The sequence below is a fragment of the Paraburkholderia sediminicola genome, assembly GCF_046030555.1.
GTDB classification, from domain to species: Bacteria; Pseudomonadota; Gammaproteobacteria; order Burkholderiales; family Burkholderiaceae; genus Paraburkholderia; species Paraburkholderia sediminicola_E.
The window spans coordinates 183,743-202,275 of record NZ_JAQQCH010000007.1; the positions used below are offsets into that span (position 1 = coordinate 183,743).

Annotated in this window: 12 protein-coding genes; 5 read left to right on the forward strand and 7 right to left on the reverse strand. The window is 61.8% G+C overall.

The annotated features are described in order from the left end of the window. Positions 1 to 16 precede the first annotated feature (16 nt). The 4 genes from PQQ52_RS13120 to PQQ52_RS13135 all read left to right on the forward strand — a co-directional run bounded on the left by PQQ52_RS13120 (position 17) and on the right by PQQ52_RS13135 (position 4,296). The gene (locus tag PQQ52_RS13120) at positions 17 to 991 is read left to right on the forward strand and encodes an ABC transporter permease subunit (RefSeq protein WP_408211433.1); all 975 of its coding nucleotides are present in this window, start codon (positions 17 to 19) and stop codon (positions 989 to 991) included. Continuing rightward, the gene (locus PQQ52_RS13125; RefSeq protein ID WP_408211436.1) at positions 988 to 1,761 is read left to right on the forward strand and encodes an ATP-binding cassette domain-containing protein; all 774 of its coding nucleotides are present in this window, start codon (positions 988 to 990) and stop codon (positions 1,759 to 1,761) included. The genes PQQ52_RS13120 and PQQ52_RS13125 overlap by 4 nt, the downstream gene beginning before the upstream one ends. 372 nt (positions 1,762 to 2,133) lie before the next feature. Beyond that, positions 2,134 to 2,736: a helix-turn-helix transcriptional regulator gene (locus PQQ52_RS13130; RefSeq protein ID WP_408211439.1), complete on the forward strand. Its 603-nt coding sequence runs from the start codon at positions 2,134 to 2,136 to the stop codon at positions 2,734 to 2,736. 543 nt (positions 2,737 to 3,279) lie between these two features. Further along, positions 3,280 to 4,296, forward strand: a complete 1,017-nt coding sequence (locus tag PQQ52_RS13135) for a 1-aminocyclopropane-1-carboxylate deaminase (protein ID WP_408211441.1) — start codon at positions 3,280 to 3,282, stop codon at positions 4,294 to 4,296. 164 nt (positions 4,297 to 4,460) lie between these two features. Here PQQ52_RS13135 and PQQ52_RS13140 read toward each other — a convergent pair whose 3' ends face one another. Both PQQ52_RS13140 and PQQ52_RS13145 read right to left on the reverse strand, forming a co-directional pair. Beyond that, complete coding sequence (locus tag PQQ52_RS13140; RefSeq protein WP_408211444.1) at positions 4,461 to 4,844, reverse strand: nuclear transport factor 2 family protein; 384 nt, start codon at positions 4,842 to 4,844, stop codon at positions 4,461 to 4,463. Between the two features lie 33 nt (positions 4,845 to 4,877). Then, the gene (locus PQQ52_RS13145; protein WP_408211447.1) at positions 4,878 to 5,816 is read right to left on the reverse strand and encodes an aldo/keto reductase; all 939 of its coding nucleotides are present in this window, start codon (positions 5,814 to 5,816) and stop codon (positions 4,878 to 4,880) included. 328 nt (positions 5,817 to 6,144) lie between these two features. Between PQQ52_RS13145 and PQQ52_RS13150 the strand changes: the two genes are divergently transcribed. After that, positions 6,145 to 7,713, forward strand: coding sequence for a tetratricopeptide repeat-containing glycosyltransferase family protein (locus PQQ52_RS13150; protein WP_408211450.1), 1,569 nt, complete (start codon positions 6,145 to 6,147; stop codon positions 7,711 to 7,713). A gap of 53 nt (positions 7,714 to 7,766) precedes the next feature. Here the strand turns inward: PQQ52_RS13150 and PQQ52_RS13155 are convergent, their stop codons facing one another. The 5 genes from PQQ52_RS13155 to PQQ52_RS13175 form a co-directional block, all read right to left on the reverse strand. Then, positions 7,767 to 9,350, reverse strand: coding sequence for an efflux transporter outer membrane subunit (locus PQQ52_RS13155; RefSeq protein WP_408211453.1), 1,584 nt, complete (start codon positions 9,348 to 9,350; stop codon positions 7,767 to 7,769). Beyond that, positions 9,347 to 12,670: an efflux RND transporter permease subunit gene (locus tag PQQ52_RS13160; protein ID WP_408211456.1), complete on the reverse strand. Its 3,324-nt coding sequence runs from the start codon at positions 12,668 to 12,670 to the stop codon at positions 9,347 to 9,349. The genes PQQ52_RS13155 and PQQ52_RS13160 overlap by 4 nt, the downstream gene beginning before the upstream one ends. After that, the gene (locus PQQ52_RS13165) at positions 12,667 to 15,798 is read right to left on the reverse strand and encodes an efflux RND transporter permease subunit (protein WP_408211458.1); all 3,132 of its coding nucleotides are present in this window, start codon (positions 15,796 to 15,798) and stop codon (positions 12,667 to 12,669) included. Before PQQ52_RS13165 ends, PQQ52_RS13160 begins: the two co-directional genes overlap by 4 nt. 15 nt (positions 15,799 to 15,813) lie before the next feature. Further along, positions 15,814 to 17,082 carry an efflux RND transporter periplasmic adaptor subunit gene (locus tag PQQ52_RS13170; protein WP_408211461.1) on the reverse strand — a complete coding sequence of 423 codons (1,269 nt, stop codon included), beginning with the start codon at positions 17,080 to 17,082 and terminating at the stop codon, positions 15,814 to 15,816. Between the two features lie 624 nt (positions 17,083 to 17,706). Continuing rightward, positions 17,707 to 18,036, reverse strand: coding sequence for a hypothetical protein (locus PQQ52_RS13175; protein ID WP_408211463.1), 330 nt, complete (start codon positions 18,034 to 18,036; stop codon positions 17,707 to 17,709). Positions 18,037 to 18,533: the final 497 nt, after the last annotated feature.

Here is an 18,533-nt window from a genome sequence, read left to right on the forward strand (position 1 = left end):
TTTCCCGGACGACTTTATGGACAGCTCACGGCTCGACCGGATCGCACTGGTCAGCAAGGTTTGGCCCTGGCTTTTTCTTTGTGCGCTACTGGTGTTTTTCGAAGTCTGGGCGCGGATATCGGATCATCGCTCGTTTATCTTCAACGTCTACAACCTGCAGTCGATCGGGCTGGCGGCCAGTGCGCCATTGCTGCTCGCAATCGGCCAGACGTTCGTGATCATCACCGCGGGCATTGACCTGTCGGTGGGGTTTGTCATGGGGCTGGCCGCCGTGTGTGTCGCGCAATTCACGATATTGGGCAGCGGCTCGCCGTGGATCCTGCTGTTTTCCATTCCACTGACCGTCGCGGTATGCGCGATTCCGGGCCTCGTCAATGGCGTACTGATCGCGCGGCTCGGCGTACCGGCCTTCATCGGCACACTCGGCATGTATGGCGTCGCCCGAGGGGCGGGTTTTCTGGCGGCGGGAAGCGGCATGACCGTGGCGGTGGACAATGTCGGGCTCGCGTGGCTCGGCCGCGGCTGGATCCCCGTGGCGCTGACCGCCGTTTTGCTGGTCATCATGCACTTCGTGCTGTCAAAGACACGGTTCGGCCAGTACACCTACGCAATCGGCGGCAATCCCCAATCGGCGATCCGCGCCGGCATCAATGTCAGGCGCCATCTGCTGGTGATCTATCTGATCGCCGCGGCGTTTGCCGCGATCGGCGGCATCGTCTATACGGCGCGCTTTGCTGCGGGCGCGGCCAACGCCGGGGAGCCGATGCTTCTCGATTCGATTGCCGCGGTTGTGATTGGCGGCGCGAGTCTGTTCGGCGGTACCGGGAATGTGATCGGCACGCTGATTGGCGCGCTGATCATTGCAGTGATCGAATTCGGGCTGGTATTCATCGATGTCAACGCGTTCTGGCAATTCATCGTGGTCGGCATTGTCATCATCATGTCGGTGCTGATCGACCAGTACAAGGAACGCCTCGGAGGTGCCCAATGAGCACGCCGATCCTCGAGGCACGCGACATCTCGATCCGCTTCGGCGGCGTGGAGGCGCTCAGGCGCGTCTCGCTGCGACTGATGCCAGGCGAAGTGCTGGCGCTCGCAGGCGACAACGGCGCGGGCAAGTCGACCCTCATCAAGATCATCTCCGGTGTCTACCGTGCCGACGCGGGCCACTTGCTATTCAACGGCGTGCCCTTGCAGATGCGCGACCCGCAGGACGCTCGCGCCCAAGGGATCGAGACGATCTATCAGGATCTCGCGCTCGCCGACAACCTCGATGTCGGGAGCAACATATTCCTCGGGCGCGAGCCGACACGCCGCCAATTCGGGCTTCAGGTGATCGACCGGCCGCGCATGGCTGAGGTCGCACGGGAAGTGCTTGAGCGGCTCGATATCGTGATTCCCGAGCGTAAGCTCAGCGGTCCGGTGAAGATGCTCTCGGGTGGCCAGCGGCAGGCGATTGCGATCGGCCGTGCGATTTACTGGAATGCGCGTGTGCTGATCATGGACGAGCCGACCGCCGCGCTCGGCGTACCCGAACAACGCAAGGTGATGGAATTAATCGCCGCGCTGAAAGCGCAGAGCGTGTCCGTGATTCTGATTTCGCATAACCTCCACGACATTTTTGCCATTGCCGATCGTGTCGTTGTGCTGCGACGCGGCGAGGTGGCCGGCGAGCGGCTCATAGCCGGGACTAATGGCGACGAGATCGTGCATCTGATGGTGGGGGACACGTACGCGAACGCACGCGACTCGGGCCATTGAGCACCGCATCCGACCGGGTCGGGCCATCATCATCCCGCGCCATTTCCAGGCGCCGGGGGCTAATGCGCGGTTTTGGGGCCATCGGCTCAACGTCTACGATTTCATTGTCCAGCCAGGGGCCTCCCGCCCTTTACTTATCGCTAATGCAATACCGTGGCCGGGGAGCCTTAGTCAAACTGCCACAATTTGTGAGTCGGAAATCGGAAATTTCTTCGATTTCCAGGCGGGCCGCCTACTCGCCAAGTAAAATTGACCATATATTGGTATCGCGTTACCCTGACGCTCCAACGCAGCCTGCTTTCCATTTCTTACGCATCACGCGAAGTGGCGCCGCAGGCATGATCCGGAATGCGCAGGAGTCAGTACACGGCCATGAAAAGAGAACTCATCGAAGATCTTGTCACCGCTGCCGCGGATTTTTCGCCCGACGCAATCTTCCTCGTCAATGAGCAGGGACGTATACGCCATGCCAGTCCTGCGTGCGAGGATATATTTGGCTACGTACCGGGCGATTTTGTCGATCAGTTCATCATCGATTTCGTGGTTCCAGCCGATCAGGACGCCACGCGCAAGGAAGCCGAGGAAGTACTGGCCGGCCGCAAGCGGGTAGGTTTTGAGAACCGTTATCGTCATAAGAATGGAAACGACGTCTACGTCACGTGGTCCGCACGCTGGCTGGAGCACGAGCGCCTGCGCGTCGGAGTAGCCCGCGACGTGACAGAGCTCCGTCGCCGGGAGGCCGGGCCTTCAGCGCTGTTGTCTGTCCTCGCGCCGTATGAACGCAAGGTTGTTGAACTGTTGCTCACCGAGGCGACTGAGAAACAGATCGCGGAGCGACTTGGCCTCGCTGCATCGACCACTCATTCCTATATCACCGGGATTTTTCGCAAATACGGCGTGCGAGGACGGGCGGGCCTGATGAGCCTGTGGCTCAAGCATCTTTCCAACGGCATCGCCCAACCGGGCGTCAGGTAGGCGCGACGGCTCCCACGCGGGACGACCGCCCGCGCGCGGCGCTACTTGCTAGCCACGCGAGTCAGTTTTGTCGAGTGGCTTTTCCCATACAGAGCGCGCCGCTTTTACACGCGGTTTCGGGCTCTCACGTTGTTCTCTCAGGTTTCCGGCTTTTTCGAATTATTGTGGCTTAACGGTCGCGTTTCCAAAATCACCGACGACACAGTCAAGCCGGTATGCAGGGACTGATGCTACGCGAAACAGCGTGCCCAACATATCCTGCTAATCAGAGGGGTGACGACCGTGTCAGGGCATACGGGTGACGAACGTGTCAGCATGGGGCACGTCTGACGAACGAATTTGCGTGCACAATTTTATTTCGTATCAAAGATTTTATAAGAAATTTCAGTTCGCTGAATCGCGAAAAAGCACCATCACTAGATGGTCGTAGCCACAATCTTCGCAACCACGTTTCGCGGGATTTTCTCTAAGATTTGAAGGTGTGCCGTCGACGCGAGATGTCCGGCGACGAAGTCCATCGTCCTTTCCATTCGGAGAACTTGCGTGAACCTTGATCGTTTCCCTCGTCACAAGCTGACTTTCGGTCCTACCGCGATCCATGCTCTGCCTCGCCTGAGCGAATCCCTCGGCGGCAAAGTTCACCTCTACGCCAAGCGGGAAGACTGCAATAGCGGTCTGGCATTCGGCGGCAACAAGACACGGAAGCTGGAATACATCATTCCCGATGCGTTGGCGCAGGGCGCCGACACACTGGTTTCGATCGGCGGCATCCAGTCGAACCAGACCCGGCAGGTAGCCGCCGTCGCTGCTCATCTTGGTCTGAAGTGCGTGCTAGTCCAGGAGAATTGGGTCAACTATTCGGACGCCGTCTACGACCGGGTGGGCAACATCCAGATGTCGCGCATGATGGGCGCGAATGTGCGACTGGTCAGCGACGGCTTCGACATCGGCATCCGTCCCAGCTGGGAGCAGGCGATGCAAAGCGTTCGCGATGCGGGCGGGAAGCCTTATCCGATTCCCGCAGGATGTTCCGAACATCCGCTCGGCGGACTGGGGTTCGTCGGATTCGCGGAGGAAGTGCGGGCGCAGGAGGCCGAACTTGGCTTCAGGTTCGACTACATCGTCGTCTGTTCGGTGACGGGCAGCACGCAGGCCGGCATGGTAGTCGGCTTTGCGAAGGATGGCCGTGCGGACCGGGTGATCGGCATCGATGCGTCGGCAAAGCCTGAACAGACGCGTAATCAGATTCTGCGCATTGCGCGCCACACTGCCGAACTCGTGGAGCTTGGCCGTCCGATTCGCGACGAGGACGTGGTGTTGGACACGCGCTATGGCGGTCCCGAATATGGACTTCCGTCCGAAGGCACGCTCGAGGCAATTCGACTCAGCGCGAAGCTGGAGGGCATGTTGACCGACCCGGTGTACGAGGGCAAATCGATGCAAGGCATGATCGATAAGGTTCGGCGAGGAGAGTTTCCCGATGGCTCCCGCGTGCTGTACGCACATCTCGGCGGGGTGCCCGCGTTGAACGCTTATAGCTTTTTGTTCAAGAACGGTTGAAGCCCTGCTCGTGCCCGATTGTCTTGCGCAGTCGGGCGCGAGCGATACGTGTCAGCACCGCCACGGATTCCTGCTCAACCGCGCCTGTCCCGACGTCGATATCGCCATCAACACCGAGACAGGATCGGGCTGATGGATTGGGCTTGTCTCACCGCAACGCGACGTCACGTGATCTGCTGGACCCATTGACTCCGCCAAGCCGGTGCCTCAAAGGAATCCGAAAAATACTGGGTTTCGTGAACGACCTTGCCGTTGCGGAATTCCATAATGCTGACCGTGTAAGCCGTTCGCCCCTCATAAGCGATGGTGTATTCCGTGATCCAGAGATGACCCGCTCCTTGAATTCGCCTGACCTCGAAACCGGATGGCTTGCCTGGATGATGACTGCGCAGCGCCTGCAAATTAATTCGACCGAGGATTCGTTCGCCTGATTGGGGATAGTCACAGATGGCATCGTCATCGTAAATATCGTGTTCCGCGTCGAGATCGCCGGCCGCCGACGCGAGCCAGTGCGCATTCAGGACTTCACGTATTGTTTCTTCCTGCATGGCGTACCTCCGGATACCGTTCACGTTGATCTATTACGTCCGTCGCGGGATAAACCCGGGACTGCCCGTCTTGACGACTTCGTTGAACCGCTGCCTCGTCTCAATCCGGTTGATCTCGTCGAACGCGTCTGCCGGAAGTGCGGAGATATCGAAATTCTCGCGCGCGCGTGCCGCGGTTTTGGGGGTTGTGAGCAAAGCACCGCCACGCTGGATCGCCCAGGCAAGCAGCACCTGTGCTGGCGTCTTTCCGATTCGCGCGGCAATCTTCGAGACAACTGGATCCTCAACCGGCCCAGGCCTGATTCCGTGCCCCAATGGCGCAAAGGCCAAAAACACGATCTCTCTCTCTTTGCAGAATTCCAGAAGTTCCGTTTCTGGAAGATACGGGTGGGCTTCGACCTGCACCACCGCCGGCTTGATTCGCGCCGATTCATAGAGAGGCTGCAATTCGTTCAGGCCGATGTCGGACAGTCCGATGGCCCGGCATCTTCCTCGGTCGACGAGGTCTTCCATCGCCCTCCACGTGTCCAGCAAAGCTACGCCTTTATCGTAGATGACATCGCCGTTTGCATCACGCGGGTCCTGCTCGTCGCCTGGCTGAAACGCAAACGGCGTGTGTATCAGATAGAGATCAAGATAGTCGATCCCGAGCCTTTCAAGACTTGCCTCGAAAGCCGGTTCAACACGTTCCGGTCGATGATTGGAGTTCCACAATTTTGTGGTCACGAAGATGTCTTCGCGCGCGATTCCTCCGGCAGCAACCCCTATGCGCAGCGCCTCGCCCACCTCGCGCTCGTTCCGATATCGCTCGGCACAATCGAAGTGTCGATAGCCGGCTTCCAGTGCGTCTCGGGTAGCACGGGTAGTCGTAGCGGAATCGGGAATCAGCGTGCCAAATCCGAGCGCGGGCATACGGCCGCCTCCGTGATCAAGCGCTATCGTTTTGCTGCGGAAATCGGAAGACTCAATCACGGTGACACCTCGTACAATTTCATGCCCTGCGACGAAGGACCGACGCTTGAGTCTGCCATTGCGGCGCCAGGTCCGTGAAGAGAAAAAACGTCAACTTGCTCAAACCGGCTAGCCGCTTCATAGCGATTTCCCGGCTAATGAATTCTTGAACAGCTTACACTGAGTCTCGTTACTTAACGGAATGTGAAGTGCCGCTCCTGCGTGCGTCGCTTCACCGCAAATAATTCGGTGAACGCTTTGCCGCACGGCAGCGTCCTAATCGCTCTTATCCACTATGCGTTCATTATCTGATGGTGAGCCGTCCGACTCGGGTAATAACGGGCCGACAGTGCAGCCAGATCAATCGGCAAGATTCACCGATGCCCTGGAGAAGGTGAAGCCGCTGCTCGAGATGCAGCCGCCATTAGCTGACAATCTGCTGGCTGAGGCGTTGCAGATGGCAGCGGTCAGTTCGCTCGGGCTGGGCCTGCTTGGTGATGCCGAGTCGTATTGGCGCCGTTCGATCGAAGCGGCCCCAGGATTCGTGGACGCGTACATGAATCTCGGCACCCTGCTGAAAGGACTCAACCGCCTGCACGACATGGAGGTGCTTTTTCGGCAATTGCTGGAAGTCCGCCCAGATCTTGCCGATGTCCACAACCAGCTCGGGTCGATGCTGCAGGAGCAGGGGCGCCTGTCCGAAGCAGAGGCGGCCTATCGGCAAGCGGCGTTCATTCAGCCTGATCGCGCGGAGTTTCATTACAACCTCGGCGTCGTGCTAAGGCCGCTCGGCCGTTGGTGTGAAGCCGCGCAAGCGTATCAGCGGGCAGTTGAAATAAGCCCTGGCTTCGTCATGGGCTACAGCAACCTCGGCAACGTACTGAAAGAGCTCGGACGCTTGCCGGAGGCCGAGGCTGCTTACCGGCAAGCACTCGCGATTCGCGGAAATTACCCCATGGCGAAGTTCGCTCTGGCCATCCTGCTAATCAGCATGGGGCGCTTCCAGGAAGGATGGCGTTTATATGACGAGCGTCACGCGGATCCCGCGTCGATGCAGCATAAGACGCAGAAAGTCGTTAACCGTCCCCGTTGGCGTGGCGAAGCACTGACAGGAAAAAGGCTGCTGGTCTGGCAGGAGGGCGGCCTCGGCGATGCGATTCATTTTGGCCGCTACTTTTCGTGGCTCAAAGCGCAAGGGGCGGCCGAAATCGCATTCGCCTGCGCGCCCGCATTGCACCGGCTCTTCGCTACGGTTGAGGGCGTCGACGTGGTGCTGACCCACGAGGCTGCCTGGGCGGCCTCGGCGAATTACGACTACTGGACGAGCCCATTGAGCGCGCCGCTGTATGCGGGCGCCACGCTGGAAACGATCCCGCCGCCCGTCCGGTTTGAGCTGGACCGGTCGCTCGTCGAATCCTGGCGCGTGCGCCTCGCGGCACTTCCTCCGGGTCGCAGGATTGGTCTCGTCTGGAAAGGGAGCGCCCAGCATCAGAACGATGCAAACCGGTCGCTGCGATCCCTTGCGATGCTGGCGCCACTCTGGCGCATCCCCGGCGTCAGCTTCGTGAGTCTGCAAAAGGGGGAGGGCGAGGACGAAGCCCAATTGCCGCCTGGTGGCCAGCTGCTGCTGCATCTCGGGTCTGACGTAGCGGATATGGCCGACAGCGCCGCGATCGTCGCGCAACTCGATCTTGTCATCTGTGTGGACACATCGATTGCGCATCTCGCCGCGTCGGTGGGTACGCGGTGCTGGGTCATGCTGCCGGCAGAGGAGGTCGACTGGCGCTGGATGCACGAACGCACCGACTCTCCCTGGTATCCCGATACGATTCGCCTGTTCCGGCAACCGTTGGGCGGAACATGGCCTACGGTTATCGAAGAGGTGCGGCACGCGTGTGCCAGGGCATTCGCGGCGTAAACGGGCAGCGGAGATGATGACTTCGGAGAAGCCAACCCCGCGACCCCCCAAAATTACGGCACTTTCGCGTCAGTTGTCCCCGCCGCCGCATCCCCCGTCTGTGCAGGCGCTGCCTGCCTGTCCGGGTGCCGCGGATCATGTAGCTGGTCTGCCGACCAACCGCCGCCCAGATCGCCGAATAGCGACGCCGCGTCTAGCAGGCGCGTCTCCTGAACATTCAGCGCGGTCTGTTGAGTACTCAACTGTGTGGCCTGCGCGGTCGCTACCGTTGTGTAGTCCACTGTGCCCGCCTGATATTCGTTGAACGCGATCTCGGCGCCACGGGTTGCGTCTTTCACGGCTGCATCCAGGACGCCCGATTGCTCGGTCAGGATTCGCAACCCGCTCAAGTCGTCTTCAACGTTCTGGAACGCCGTCAACACCGTGCCCCGGTAGTTGGCGACGGCTGCGTCGTAGGCGGCTTTCGCCGCGTCGACGTCGGCGCTGCGCAAGCCGCCGTCGAACAGCGTTTCGGTGGCGCTGCCGCCGAGCGACCAGACGTAGTTGGCCACGTTGAACAAACCGGACAACGGCGACTGCGTGAGGCCCGCCAGCCCGGAAAGGGAAATCGCCGGGTAGTACGCCGATACCGCCACGCCGATCGCCGCGTTTTGCGCAGCCATCTTGCGCTCGGCGGCGGCGATGTCGGGCCGGCGTTCGAGCAGCGTCGACGGCACGCCGACGGGCACGCCCGGCAGCGTCGGCATGGTGGTGCTGTGCGTAATCGAGAGCTCTTCCGGATTCTTGCCCACCAGCACGGCGATCGCGTGCGCGTCTTGAGCGCGCGCCACGCCGAGCGCGATCAGATTGGACTGCGCCGTCTCGAGCTGGGTGCGGGCAGAGATCAAGTCGGACGGCGGGATGGTGCCCGCCTGATCCTGATCGGACACGACGCCCAGAAAGTGCTGATAGGCCACGACCGTCTTCTGCAGAAGGTCGATATTGGCGTCGCTGGTGCGCAGTTGGATGATCGCCGTGGCCAGCGCCACCTGCTCGGAGAGCGTCGCATTGGCGAGCGTCGCTTCGCTCGATTGCGCCGTCGCGGCGTTTTCTTCGATCGTGCGCCGCACCTGGCCCCACAGGTCAGGCGCCCAACTGACGTTGCCTTCCAGCGAGGCCGAGTTGACCACCCGGGCGGCATTGCCAACCGAGCTGCGCGCCTTGGTCCCCGAACCGGTTGCGCCGATGGTCGGGAACAGGCCGGCACGCGCCGCCCGCACTTCCGCCAGCGCTTCCTGATAGTTCGCGTAGTCCGCGCGTACGGTCTGGTTCGACACCGACACCAGCGGTTCGAGCTGATCCATCAACGGATCGTTGAATGCCGTCCACCAGTCGCCTTTCGGTTTCTCCGCCGCGGGCTCGGCTTGCGTCCAACCCGGCAACTCCGAGTAGGTGGCGGCCACGTTGACCTGCGGCCGGTGGTAGTCCGGGCCGACCATGCAGCCGCTGGCCAGCAGGGCAAGCGTCGCGACGGTCAGCGGCCGAAGCGGGCCAAGGCGGCCAAGGCGGTTCAGTGGGGCACCGGGCGGTCCATCAAGCGGTCCACCAGGCGGCTCACCCGGCGACCCAAAGCGGTTACGGGAAATTTTCATCGTCATGCCCTCGTATCCGGTTGTCCGGGTTGCTGCGCGTCGCGATTCCATGGCAGGTTTGCGGACCATCTGACCAGCTTGAAACGCAAGCGGTCGAGGTAGAGGTAGATCACCGGCGTCGTGTACAGGGTAAAGACCTGACTCAGGATCAGGCCACCCATTACCGTGATACCGAGCGGTTGGCGCAGCGACGCGCCCTGGCCAATGCCGATCGCCAGCGGCACCGCGCCGAGCACGGCCGCGAAGGTGGTCATCATGATCGGCCGCAGACGGACCACGGCGGCCGAGTGAATCGCCTCCTTCGCCGGCATGCCTTCGCTGCGCTGCAAGTGGATCGCGACGTCGACCATCATGATGCCGTTCTTCTTGACGATACCGATCAGCAGGATGATGCCGATCATCGCGATCACCGAGAACGGTGTGCCGAAAATCAGCAATGCCAGCGTCGCGCCGATGCCCGCGGACGGCAGCGTCGACAGAATGGTCAGCGGGTGGATCGAGCTTTCGTACAACACGCCGAGCACGATATACACCACGCCGAGCGCGGCCAGGATCAGGAGCGGCACCGTCCCCATGGACTGCGAGTAGGCCGCCGCCGCGCCGGCAAACGATCCGTGGATGCTGGCAGGCATGCCGATGTCGCGAATCGTGTTGTTGATCGATTCAGCCGCCTTGCTCAACGAACCGCCCGCCGGCAGGTTGAACGAAATCGTCGCGGCCACGAGGCCGCTCTGGTGGTTCACCTGCGTCGACGTATGGCTGTTCGAGTACGAGGCCAGCGCCGCCAGCGGCACCATGGTTTCAGCCGAGGTACTGTCCGCACTGCCGGTCGAACTGCCGCCCTTGCTGTTGGCGATGCTGTTGGTGGTCGCGTTGGCTTGCGCATTCGAGTTGAGCGTGTTTGTGCCCGACGACGTGGTGGTACCGGCTTCGGTCGCCACCGTCACGCCCGACACCGTGGCACCCGGCATCTGCGTACCCGCCGTGCCGGTGGCGTTGCCCGACGCCGTGCTCAGGTAAATCTGGTTGAGCGCTTGCGGGTACTGCCAGTAATCCGGCGCCACTTCCATCACCACGAAATACTGGTTGAGCGCGTTGTAGATGGTCGATACCGTCCGCTGGCCGAACGCGTCATACAGCACGTTGTCGACCTGGTTCGGCGCAAAGCCGTAGCGCGCCGCCGTCGAGCGATTGACGGTGACGTAGGTCTGCAGACCGTTTTGCTGCAAGTCCGAGTTCACGTCGAGCAATTGCGCGCGTTCCTTGCCGAGCGCGGCGACGAGTAGGGGCGTCCACTTGAACAGCGCGGCGGAATCGTCGCTGGTGAGTGTGTACTGGTACTCGGCGGCGGATTGCCGTCCGCCGATGCGCAGATCCTGCTGGGCCTGGATAAAGAGCCGGGCGCCCGAGACCGCATTGAGCTTGGGCCGCAGGCGGTTCACGACCTCCGTGGCCGTGGCATGGCGTTGCGCCAGCGGCTTGAGTTCGATGAACACGTTCGCACTATTGAGCGCGCGGCCGCCGGTAAAGCCAGCCACCGAGGCCACGGCCGGATCCTTCTGCACGATCTCCTGCAATTGCGTGAGCTTCTTTTGCATCGCCGGGAAGGAGATGCTCTGGTCCGCGATGATCTGGCCAATCAGGATGCCCGTGTCCTGCTCGGGAAAAAAGGTGGCCGGCACCAGTTTGAACAGGAACACGTTGGCTACGAGGAGACCCATCAACAGCAGGATGACCAGCAGTGCATGGTCCAGTACGGCCGTGAGCGAGCGCGAGTAGGCATTCCTGAAGCGATCGAACTGTTTTTCGATCCACGTCGCCCAACGGGCTTTCGAATGCCCGGCGTTGTCGCGGCTCAGCACATAGGCGCACATGGCCGGTGTGACTGTCAGCGAAATCACCAGCGAGATCAGAATGGCGACGGACAGCGTGACTGCGAACTCATGGAACAGCAGGCCGACGACGCCCGGCATCAGCATGATGGGGAGAAACACCGCGATCAGCGAGAGGCTCATCGAGATCACCGTGAAGCCCACCTCGCCACTGCCTTTCAGGGCGGCCTCTTTCGGACTGAGCCCCAACTCCATGTGACGCACGATGTTTTCCAGCACCACCACCGCATCGTCGACCACGAAGCCGGTGCCGATGGTGAGCGCCATCAGCGACAGGTTGTCGATGCTGTAGCCGAGCAGGTACATCGGCCCGAAGGTGCCCACAATCGACAGCGGCAGCGCGACGGCCGGCACCAGCGTGGCGCGCGGCGATTGCAGGAAAATGAACACCACACCCACCACCAGCAGCACGGCGATGAACAGCGTGCGCTCCGTGTCGCCCACCGACGCTCTGACCGACTCCGAGCGGTCGACCGCAATGTCCACGTGCACACTGCTCGGCAGTGTCGCTTCGATTGAAGGCAGAACCTTGCGGATCTGCGCGACGGTGCTCACGACATTGCTGCCGGGCATTGGATAGACGATGACGAGGATGGCGGACTTGCCGTTGAAGAGCCCGGCATTGCGGATATTTTCGTTCGAATCCCTGACCTGAGCCACGTCGCGCAACTGAACCGGTGCGCCGTTGCGGTAGGCGACCACCAGATCTTTGTACGGAGCGGCATGACTGATCTGGTCGTTGGACGTGACCACGTAGCGCTGGCCACCCACGTCGAGATGGCCCTTCGCGCTGTTAGCGTTGGCTGCGCTGATCGCCGCGCGCACGTCTTCCAGTCCGATGCCGTAGCTGTTCAGCTTGCCCGGTTGCAGCTCGACGCGTACCGAGGGCAACGCGCCGCCGCCGAGCGTGATCTGGCCCACACCGTTGACCTGCGAGAGCTGCTGCTGGATGACGGAATCCGCGGAATCGTAGAGCTGTGCCTTGGTGAGCGTGTCCGACGTCAGCGAGAGCACCATGATCGGGGCATCCGCGGGGTTGTACTGGCGATAGCTCGGATTGCTGCGCAGCGTGGTCGGCAAGTCGGCGCGCGCCGCCTGAATGGCCGCTTCGACGTCGCGTGCGGCGCCGTTGATGTCGCGCTTCAGCCCGAACTCGATAATGATCATCGACGAGCCGACGTAGCTGATCGAAGTCAGTTCTTCGACATCGGCAATCGTGGCGAGGCGCCGCTCGAGCGGCTCGGCCACGGTGGACGCCATGATGTTCGGGCTCGCCCCCGCCATGTTCGCCTGCACCACGATCACCGGAAAGGCGATGTTCGGCAACGGCGCAACCGGCAGCCGGAAGTAGGCGAGCGCCCCGGAGATCAGGATCGCGATGGCCAGGAGCGTGGTCGCGACGGGCCGCCGGATGAATAACGCCGAGATATTCAAGGCGTCTCCTCCGCATCGCCGGGAGGCGAACTCTTCGGATTATTGCGGTTTCGCCAACGGTTCACGCGCTCGGCCATTCTGTCGAAGAACAGATAGATCACGGGCGTGGTGAAGAGCGTCAGCATCTGGCTCAGCGTCAGACCGCCGATGATCGCGATCCCCAGCGGCCGGCGCAATTCGGAACCGGTGCCGGAGCCGAGCAGCATCGGCAGCGCGCCGAGCATGGCGGCGAGCGTGGTCATCAGGATCGGCCGGAAACGCAGCAGTGACGCCTCGAAGATCGCCTCGCGCGGCGGCTTGCCGTGATTACGTTCGGCATCCAGCGCGAAGTCGACCATCATGATGGCGTTCTTCTTGACGATACCAATCAGCAGCACGATACCGATGATGCCGATCACATCCAGGTCACTGCCGGCGATCATCAGCGCGAGCAGGGCGCCGATACCCGCCGAGGGCAGCGTGGAGAGAATCGTCACCGGATGGATGAAGCTCTCATACAGCACGCCGAGCACGATATACACGGCCACCAGCGCCGCGATCAGCAGATAGACCTCGCTCGATAGCGAATCCTCGAATGCCTGGGCCGCGCCCTGCAGCGACGAGGTGATCGACGGCGGCAGGTTCACCGACTGCTCGGCTTGATGGATGGCTTTGACCGCCGTACTCAGCGAGGCATCCTTCGCGAGATTGAACGAGATGGTGACCGATGGGAACTGCGCCAGATGGCTGATCACGAGCGGCGACTTTGTGATCTGGATCTTCGCGATGCCCGACAGCGGCACCTGGCCCGTGCTGCTGGTCTGGCTCGGCAGATACAGGTTGCCGATCGATTCCACGTTCGGCAACGCTTCCGGTTTGGCGACGAGAATCACGCGGTACTGGTTCGACTGTTCGAAAATGGTCGAGACGATCCGCTGGCCGAGCGCGTCGTACAGCGCGTTGTCAATGGTCGCGGGCGTAATGCCGAAGCGCGCCGCCAGTTGCCGGTTGACTTCGACGTTCACGCTGAGGCCGTCGGTATTCATGTCGCTTTGCACGTCGGCGAGCGACGGGATCTTCTTCAGGCGCGCGACAAGTTCCGGCACGTACTTCTGGAACGCCTGCTGGCTCGGTCCGCGTAACACGAAGCTGTACTGGTTCGGCGAGACCGTCGTATCGAGCGTCAGATCCTGCTCAGGCTGCATGTAGAGCTTGACGCCCGGCACATTGCCGACTTCCTGTTGCAGACGGCGCGCCACTTCTTGCGCTGTGTCGGAACGCTTGTCGCGGTCGCGAAGATTGATCAGGAAGCGGCCATTATTCAGCGTCGAGTTGGTGCCGTCGATCCCCACATAGGAGGTCAGCGAGGTGACATCCGGATCCTTCAGGATCGCATCGGCGAGCGCGCCCTGGCGGTTCACCATCGCGGCATACGAGACCGAGTTGTCGGCCACACTGATCCCCTCGATCACGCCGACGTCCTGCACCGGAAACAGGCCCTTCGGAATTACCACGTACAGAATGCCAGTCAGCACCACCGTGCCGATCGCCACCATCAGTGTCAGCACCTGATGATCCAGCACCCAGCGCAGGCCGCGTTCGTAGGCGTTGAGCGTCTTGTCGAACAGGCCCTCGCTGATCCGCTCGAAACGGCTCGGATGCCGCTCGGCCTGCGCGCGCAACATGCGCGCACAGAGCATCGGTACCACGGTCAGCGACACGATCGCGGAGATCACGATGGTGACGGCAAGCGTCACCGCGAATTCGCTGAACAGACGCCCGATCACGCCGCCCATGAAGAGCAGCGGAATCAGCACGGCAATCAGCGAGATAGTCAGCGACAGAATCGTGAAGCCGATCTGCCCCGCGCCTTCCAACGCGGCCTCGAGCGGTGTCTTACCCTCCTCCAGATAACGCACGATGTTCTCGATCATCACGATCGAGTCGTCGACCACGAAGCCGGTGGCGATGATGAGCGCCATCAGCGAGAGGTTGTCGATCGAGTAGTTCATCTGGTACATCACGGCCAGCGTGCCGATCAGCGAGACCGGCACCGAGACGCTCGGGATCAGCGTGGCCGGCACGTTGCGCAGGAACACGAAGATCACCGCGATCACCAGCACGATGGCGAGGATCAGTTCGAACGCCGCGTCGTGGACCGATGAGCGGATCACGCCCGTGCTGTCCGACACCACGGTCACTTTCATGCCGGCCGGCAGCGTGGATTCGAGCTGCGGCAGTTGCTTCATGATCTGGTCGACGGTCGCGATCACGTTCGCGCCCGGTTGCCGCTGCACGTTGAGCACGATGGCCGGTGTGCCGTTGTACCAGGCGCCGCGCTCGACGTCCTGAGCGGCCTGACTGACCCGCGCGACATCGCGCATGAACACCGGGGCGCCGTTCTGGTAGGCGATCACCGTGTCCAGATAGTCCTTGGGATCGGTGATCTGATCGTTGCCGTTGATCGTGTAGTCGAGGTCCGGGCCGTCGAAATTTCCCTTTGGCTGGCTGACGTTGACATAGCTGAGCAGCGTGCGCAGATCGTCGATATTCAGGCCGTAGGCGGCCAGCTTGTGGGGGTCCGCTTCAACGCGGATGGCCGGCACATTGCCGCCGCTCGTCGTGACCACGCCCACGCCCGACACTTCGGAAATCTTGGTGCCGAGACGGTTGTTGGCAACGTCCTCAAGCTGGGTCAGCGACATCGATTTCGACGTGACCGCGAGTGTCAGGATCGGCTGGTCGGCCGGATTGACCTTGGCATACGTGGGCGGCGCCGGCAGGCCCGAGGGCAGGTAGCTGTTGGAGGCGTTGATGGCCTGCTGGACGTTCTGCTCGGCGATGTCGAGGTTCAGCGACAGATCGAACTGCAGCGTGATGACCGACGCGCCGTCCGAACTATACGACGTCATCTGTTGCAAGCCGGGGATCTCACCCAACTGCACTTCGAGCGGCGCCGTGACCGTGGTGGCCATCACGTCCGGACTCGCGCCCGGATAGAACGTCTGTACCTGGATGGTCGGATAGTCGACGTTGGGCAGCGATGAAACCGGCAGCACGCGCATGGCGACGAGGCCCACCAGCACGAGAGCGATCATCAGCAGCAGCGTGGCTACCGGTCGAAGAATAAACAGGCGGGAAATATTCATCGGCGCGTGAGCCTGCTACGACGAAGCAGCATTGGCCGACGCCGCCGCGGAGGCGGCAGCGGGTTCGGAGGTCGCAGGCTCGGCGGCGGCGCTGCTGGCCGGCGCGCTGGCGGCGGCCGTGCCGGAGGCGCCCGCGGCAGGCTTCGGTTTGGCCGCCTGGATTTTGGCGCCGTCGTTCAGCCGGTCCGTGCCGTCCGTGACCACCTGATTGCCTGCGGAAAGGCCCGACACAATGACCGTGTTCTTGCCGTCGCTTGGGCCGAGCTTGACCTTGTGCACGGAGACCGTATTGTTCGCGTTGACCAGATAGACGAAGTCGCCCGGCGCGCCGGTTAGCACGGAGGCGGTCGGCACCAGCACGGCATTCCGCATCGTATCGACCAGCAACTTGACGTTGACGAACTCGTTGGGGAATAGCGCTTCGTCATCGTTGGCGAAAGTGGCGCGCAAGGTGACGGTGCCGGTCGCCGTGGCCATCTGGTTGCTGACTGCGTAGAGCGCGCCTGTGGCCACTTCGCGCGCGTTGTCGCTGGAATAGGCGGTGACCGGTAAGGTCGCGCCGCCATTCAGGCGCTGCACGATGGAGGCCAGTGCGTCCTGCGGCACCGTGAACTGCACGGTAGTCGGCTTGATCGTGGTGATGACGACAATCCCCGTCGACGACGACGCCGTCACATAATTGCCCGGGTCGACCAGACGCAGGCCGACCTTGCCGGCGACCGGCGCGGTGATGCGGCAATAGGTCAGGTCGAGATCGAACTGGGCGATGTTGGCGAGATCGGACTGGACCGCTGCCTCGTCCTGCTGCACGAGGAACTGCTGATCCGCGAAGGTTTGCTGGGCGATCGACTTGCGCTCGTTCAACTGCGTGTAGCGGGCAAGATCGGCACGCGCCTGGGCAAGCGTCGCGCGGTCTTTGGCGAGTGTCGCCTGAGCCTGCTGTTTGCTGATCTGATACTGACGCGGATCGATCTGGGCGAGGAACTGGCCTTTCTGTACTTCCTGGCCTTCGTGATATCCGACGGCAGTGAGGTAGCCGCTTAGCTGCGGCAGCACGGTAACGGTGGCCGTCGGCGTGACCGTGCCGAGTTCGCTCAACGTAACCGGCATCGACCCGAGTGTGGCGCTCGCCACGGTGACGACGATGGGCGCGACGCTGGTCGTGGGTTTCTTCTGGGTCAACAGGTGGACAAGGACAAGCGCGATCAGCGCCAGCACAACAATCGCAAACAGAATGAGCCCGCGTCGGGAGCGCTTGGGTTGCTTGGACACGGCTTCGCTCATAGGTATCTCCGAAAACAGATGCTGCCGTTGATGATCGGGCGGGGAGTCATTCTCTGCCGGGATTTTGGGAACATGCCACGGTTCTCGTGCGTTGTCACAACTCAATGAGTTTCTGGCATGGTGTTAGCTAATCGCAAGCAAAGCGATTGCGCAAAATGCATCACGTCGTGACCGGTAAGGCGACGTTATGGCCTCGCAATGGCGTCCATGACGATGAGCACGCTTTGCAATCGGCGGTAATGTTTTGTCAAAATGACCCGTCTGGGCAGACTGTGCGGCGAGTCGCCGACTGCCGGGAGAGCCTTGCTGATAGACCGTGCGTTGCTCATGTTCGCCTTGGTGGAAGCGGGTGGACAGCGATTGGGACGAGGCATGGCATCAATGTACCAGGTGTGCGCAAGGCTTGAGTTACCAGCGTGAAACATGTCGGGATCGGAACGGCTCCGTCGGGCGTGTTTTGGCCCGCCGCCTGCGCCGACGGATGGGTGGCCGTGGAGCGTATCTTTGAGCCGCGGTGACAGCGAACGGGAATACGCGCCGAAAGCTTGTTGAAATTATTCGAGAGGCGTTATTACCCGTTCGACCGCGCGTCCCGCCCGTCGAGGACCGTCGGTAACTCGTCAATCAGGCATGTGACGGGCCTGCCACGGTCGGCAAGGTGTTCAGATAGACCACGCCGTGCGTCGACGGCAGGAACCGCGTGACGTGCGAGCGTACCCATTCGCGCGCCGGCTCGTCGGCCGAAGCAGGCAAGCGGAACGCGTAGTCGGCGAAGCCGTCGTATCGGCCGGTATGGATGGTCGCCTTGACCCACTTGCCGTCGCCTGGCGCGCCGAGCTGGCGCGCCTGTGAACGCAGGTTGTTGGCCGCCACGCCGGACGCCGTCACGACGGTCTCGACCTGTGCCGAGCCGTCGGACCGCACGGTGATCTGGGTGGACCGGATTTCTTTCATGTCCGACGTCGTCGCAAGCGGTGTGCGGGTCAAACCAACGCGTTCGCCGGCCAGCAGCGCGGGCTTGCCTGTGTCGACGTAGGGGGAGCACGCCGAACGGAACCTCCGGTGCGGTCGTGTCCGCGTAGAGATCGAGCGAGGGCAGATAGGTGATCACGTGATTGAATGCGTCCGTGATGGGCACGGAGGGCAGGGCGCATTCCGCTGTCGCGCGTCAACGACTGTGATATCGGGGTAGGGGCCGAGGCTGGGAACGTTTTCTTTGTCCGCGCCCGGTCGTTGGCAGCGGAGCAGCCAGGCACCGTGAATAAAAAATATAAATCGCGACAGAGTGACCAGATGCGCCCAGACTGCGTGATACGGCTGTCGCTTTCGCGACCGGCAAATCTGGGGAAACATGTTGGCAAAGAGCACGATGCGCGGTAATCGCGAGGCCAAAAAGCCTAAGCAACCCAAAAAGGCGATCTCTCCTGTGGCGGCTGTGTCCTCGGCGATTG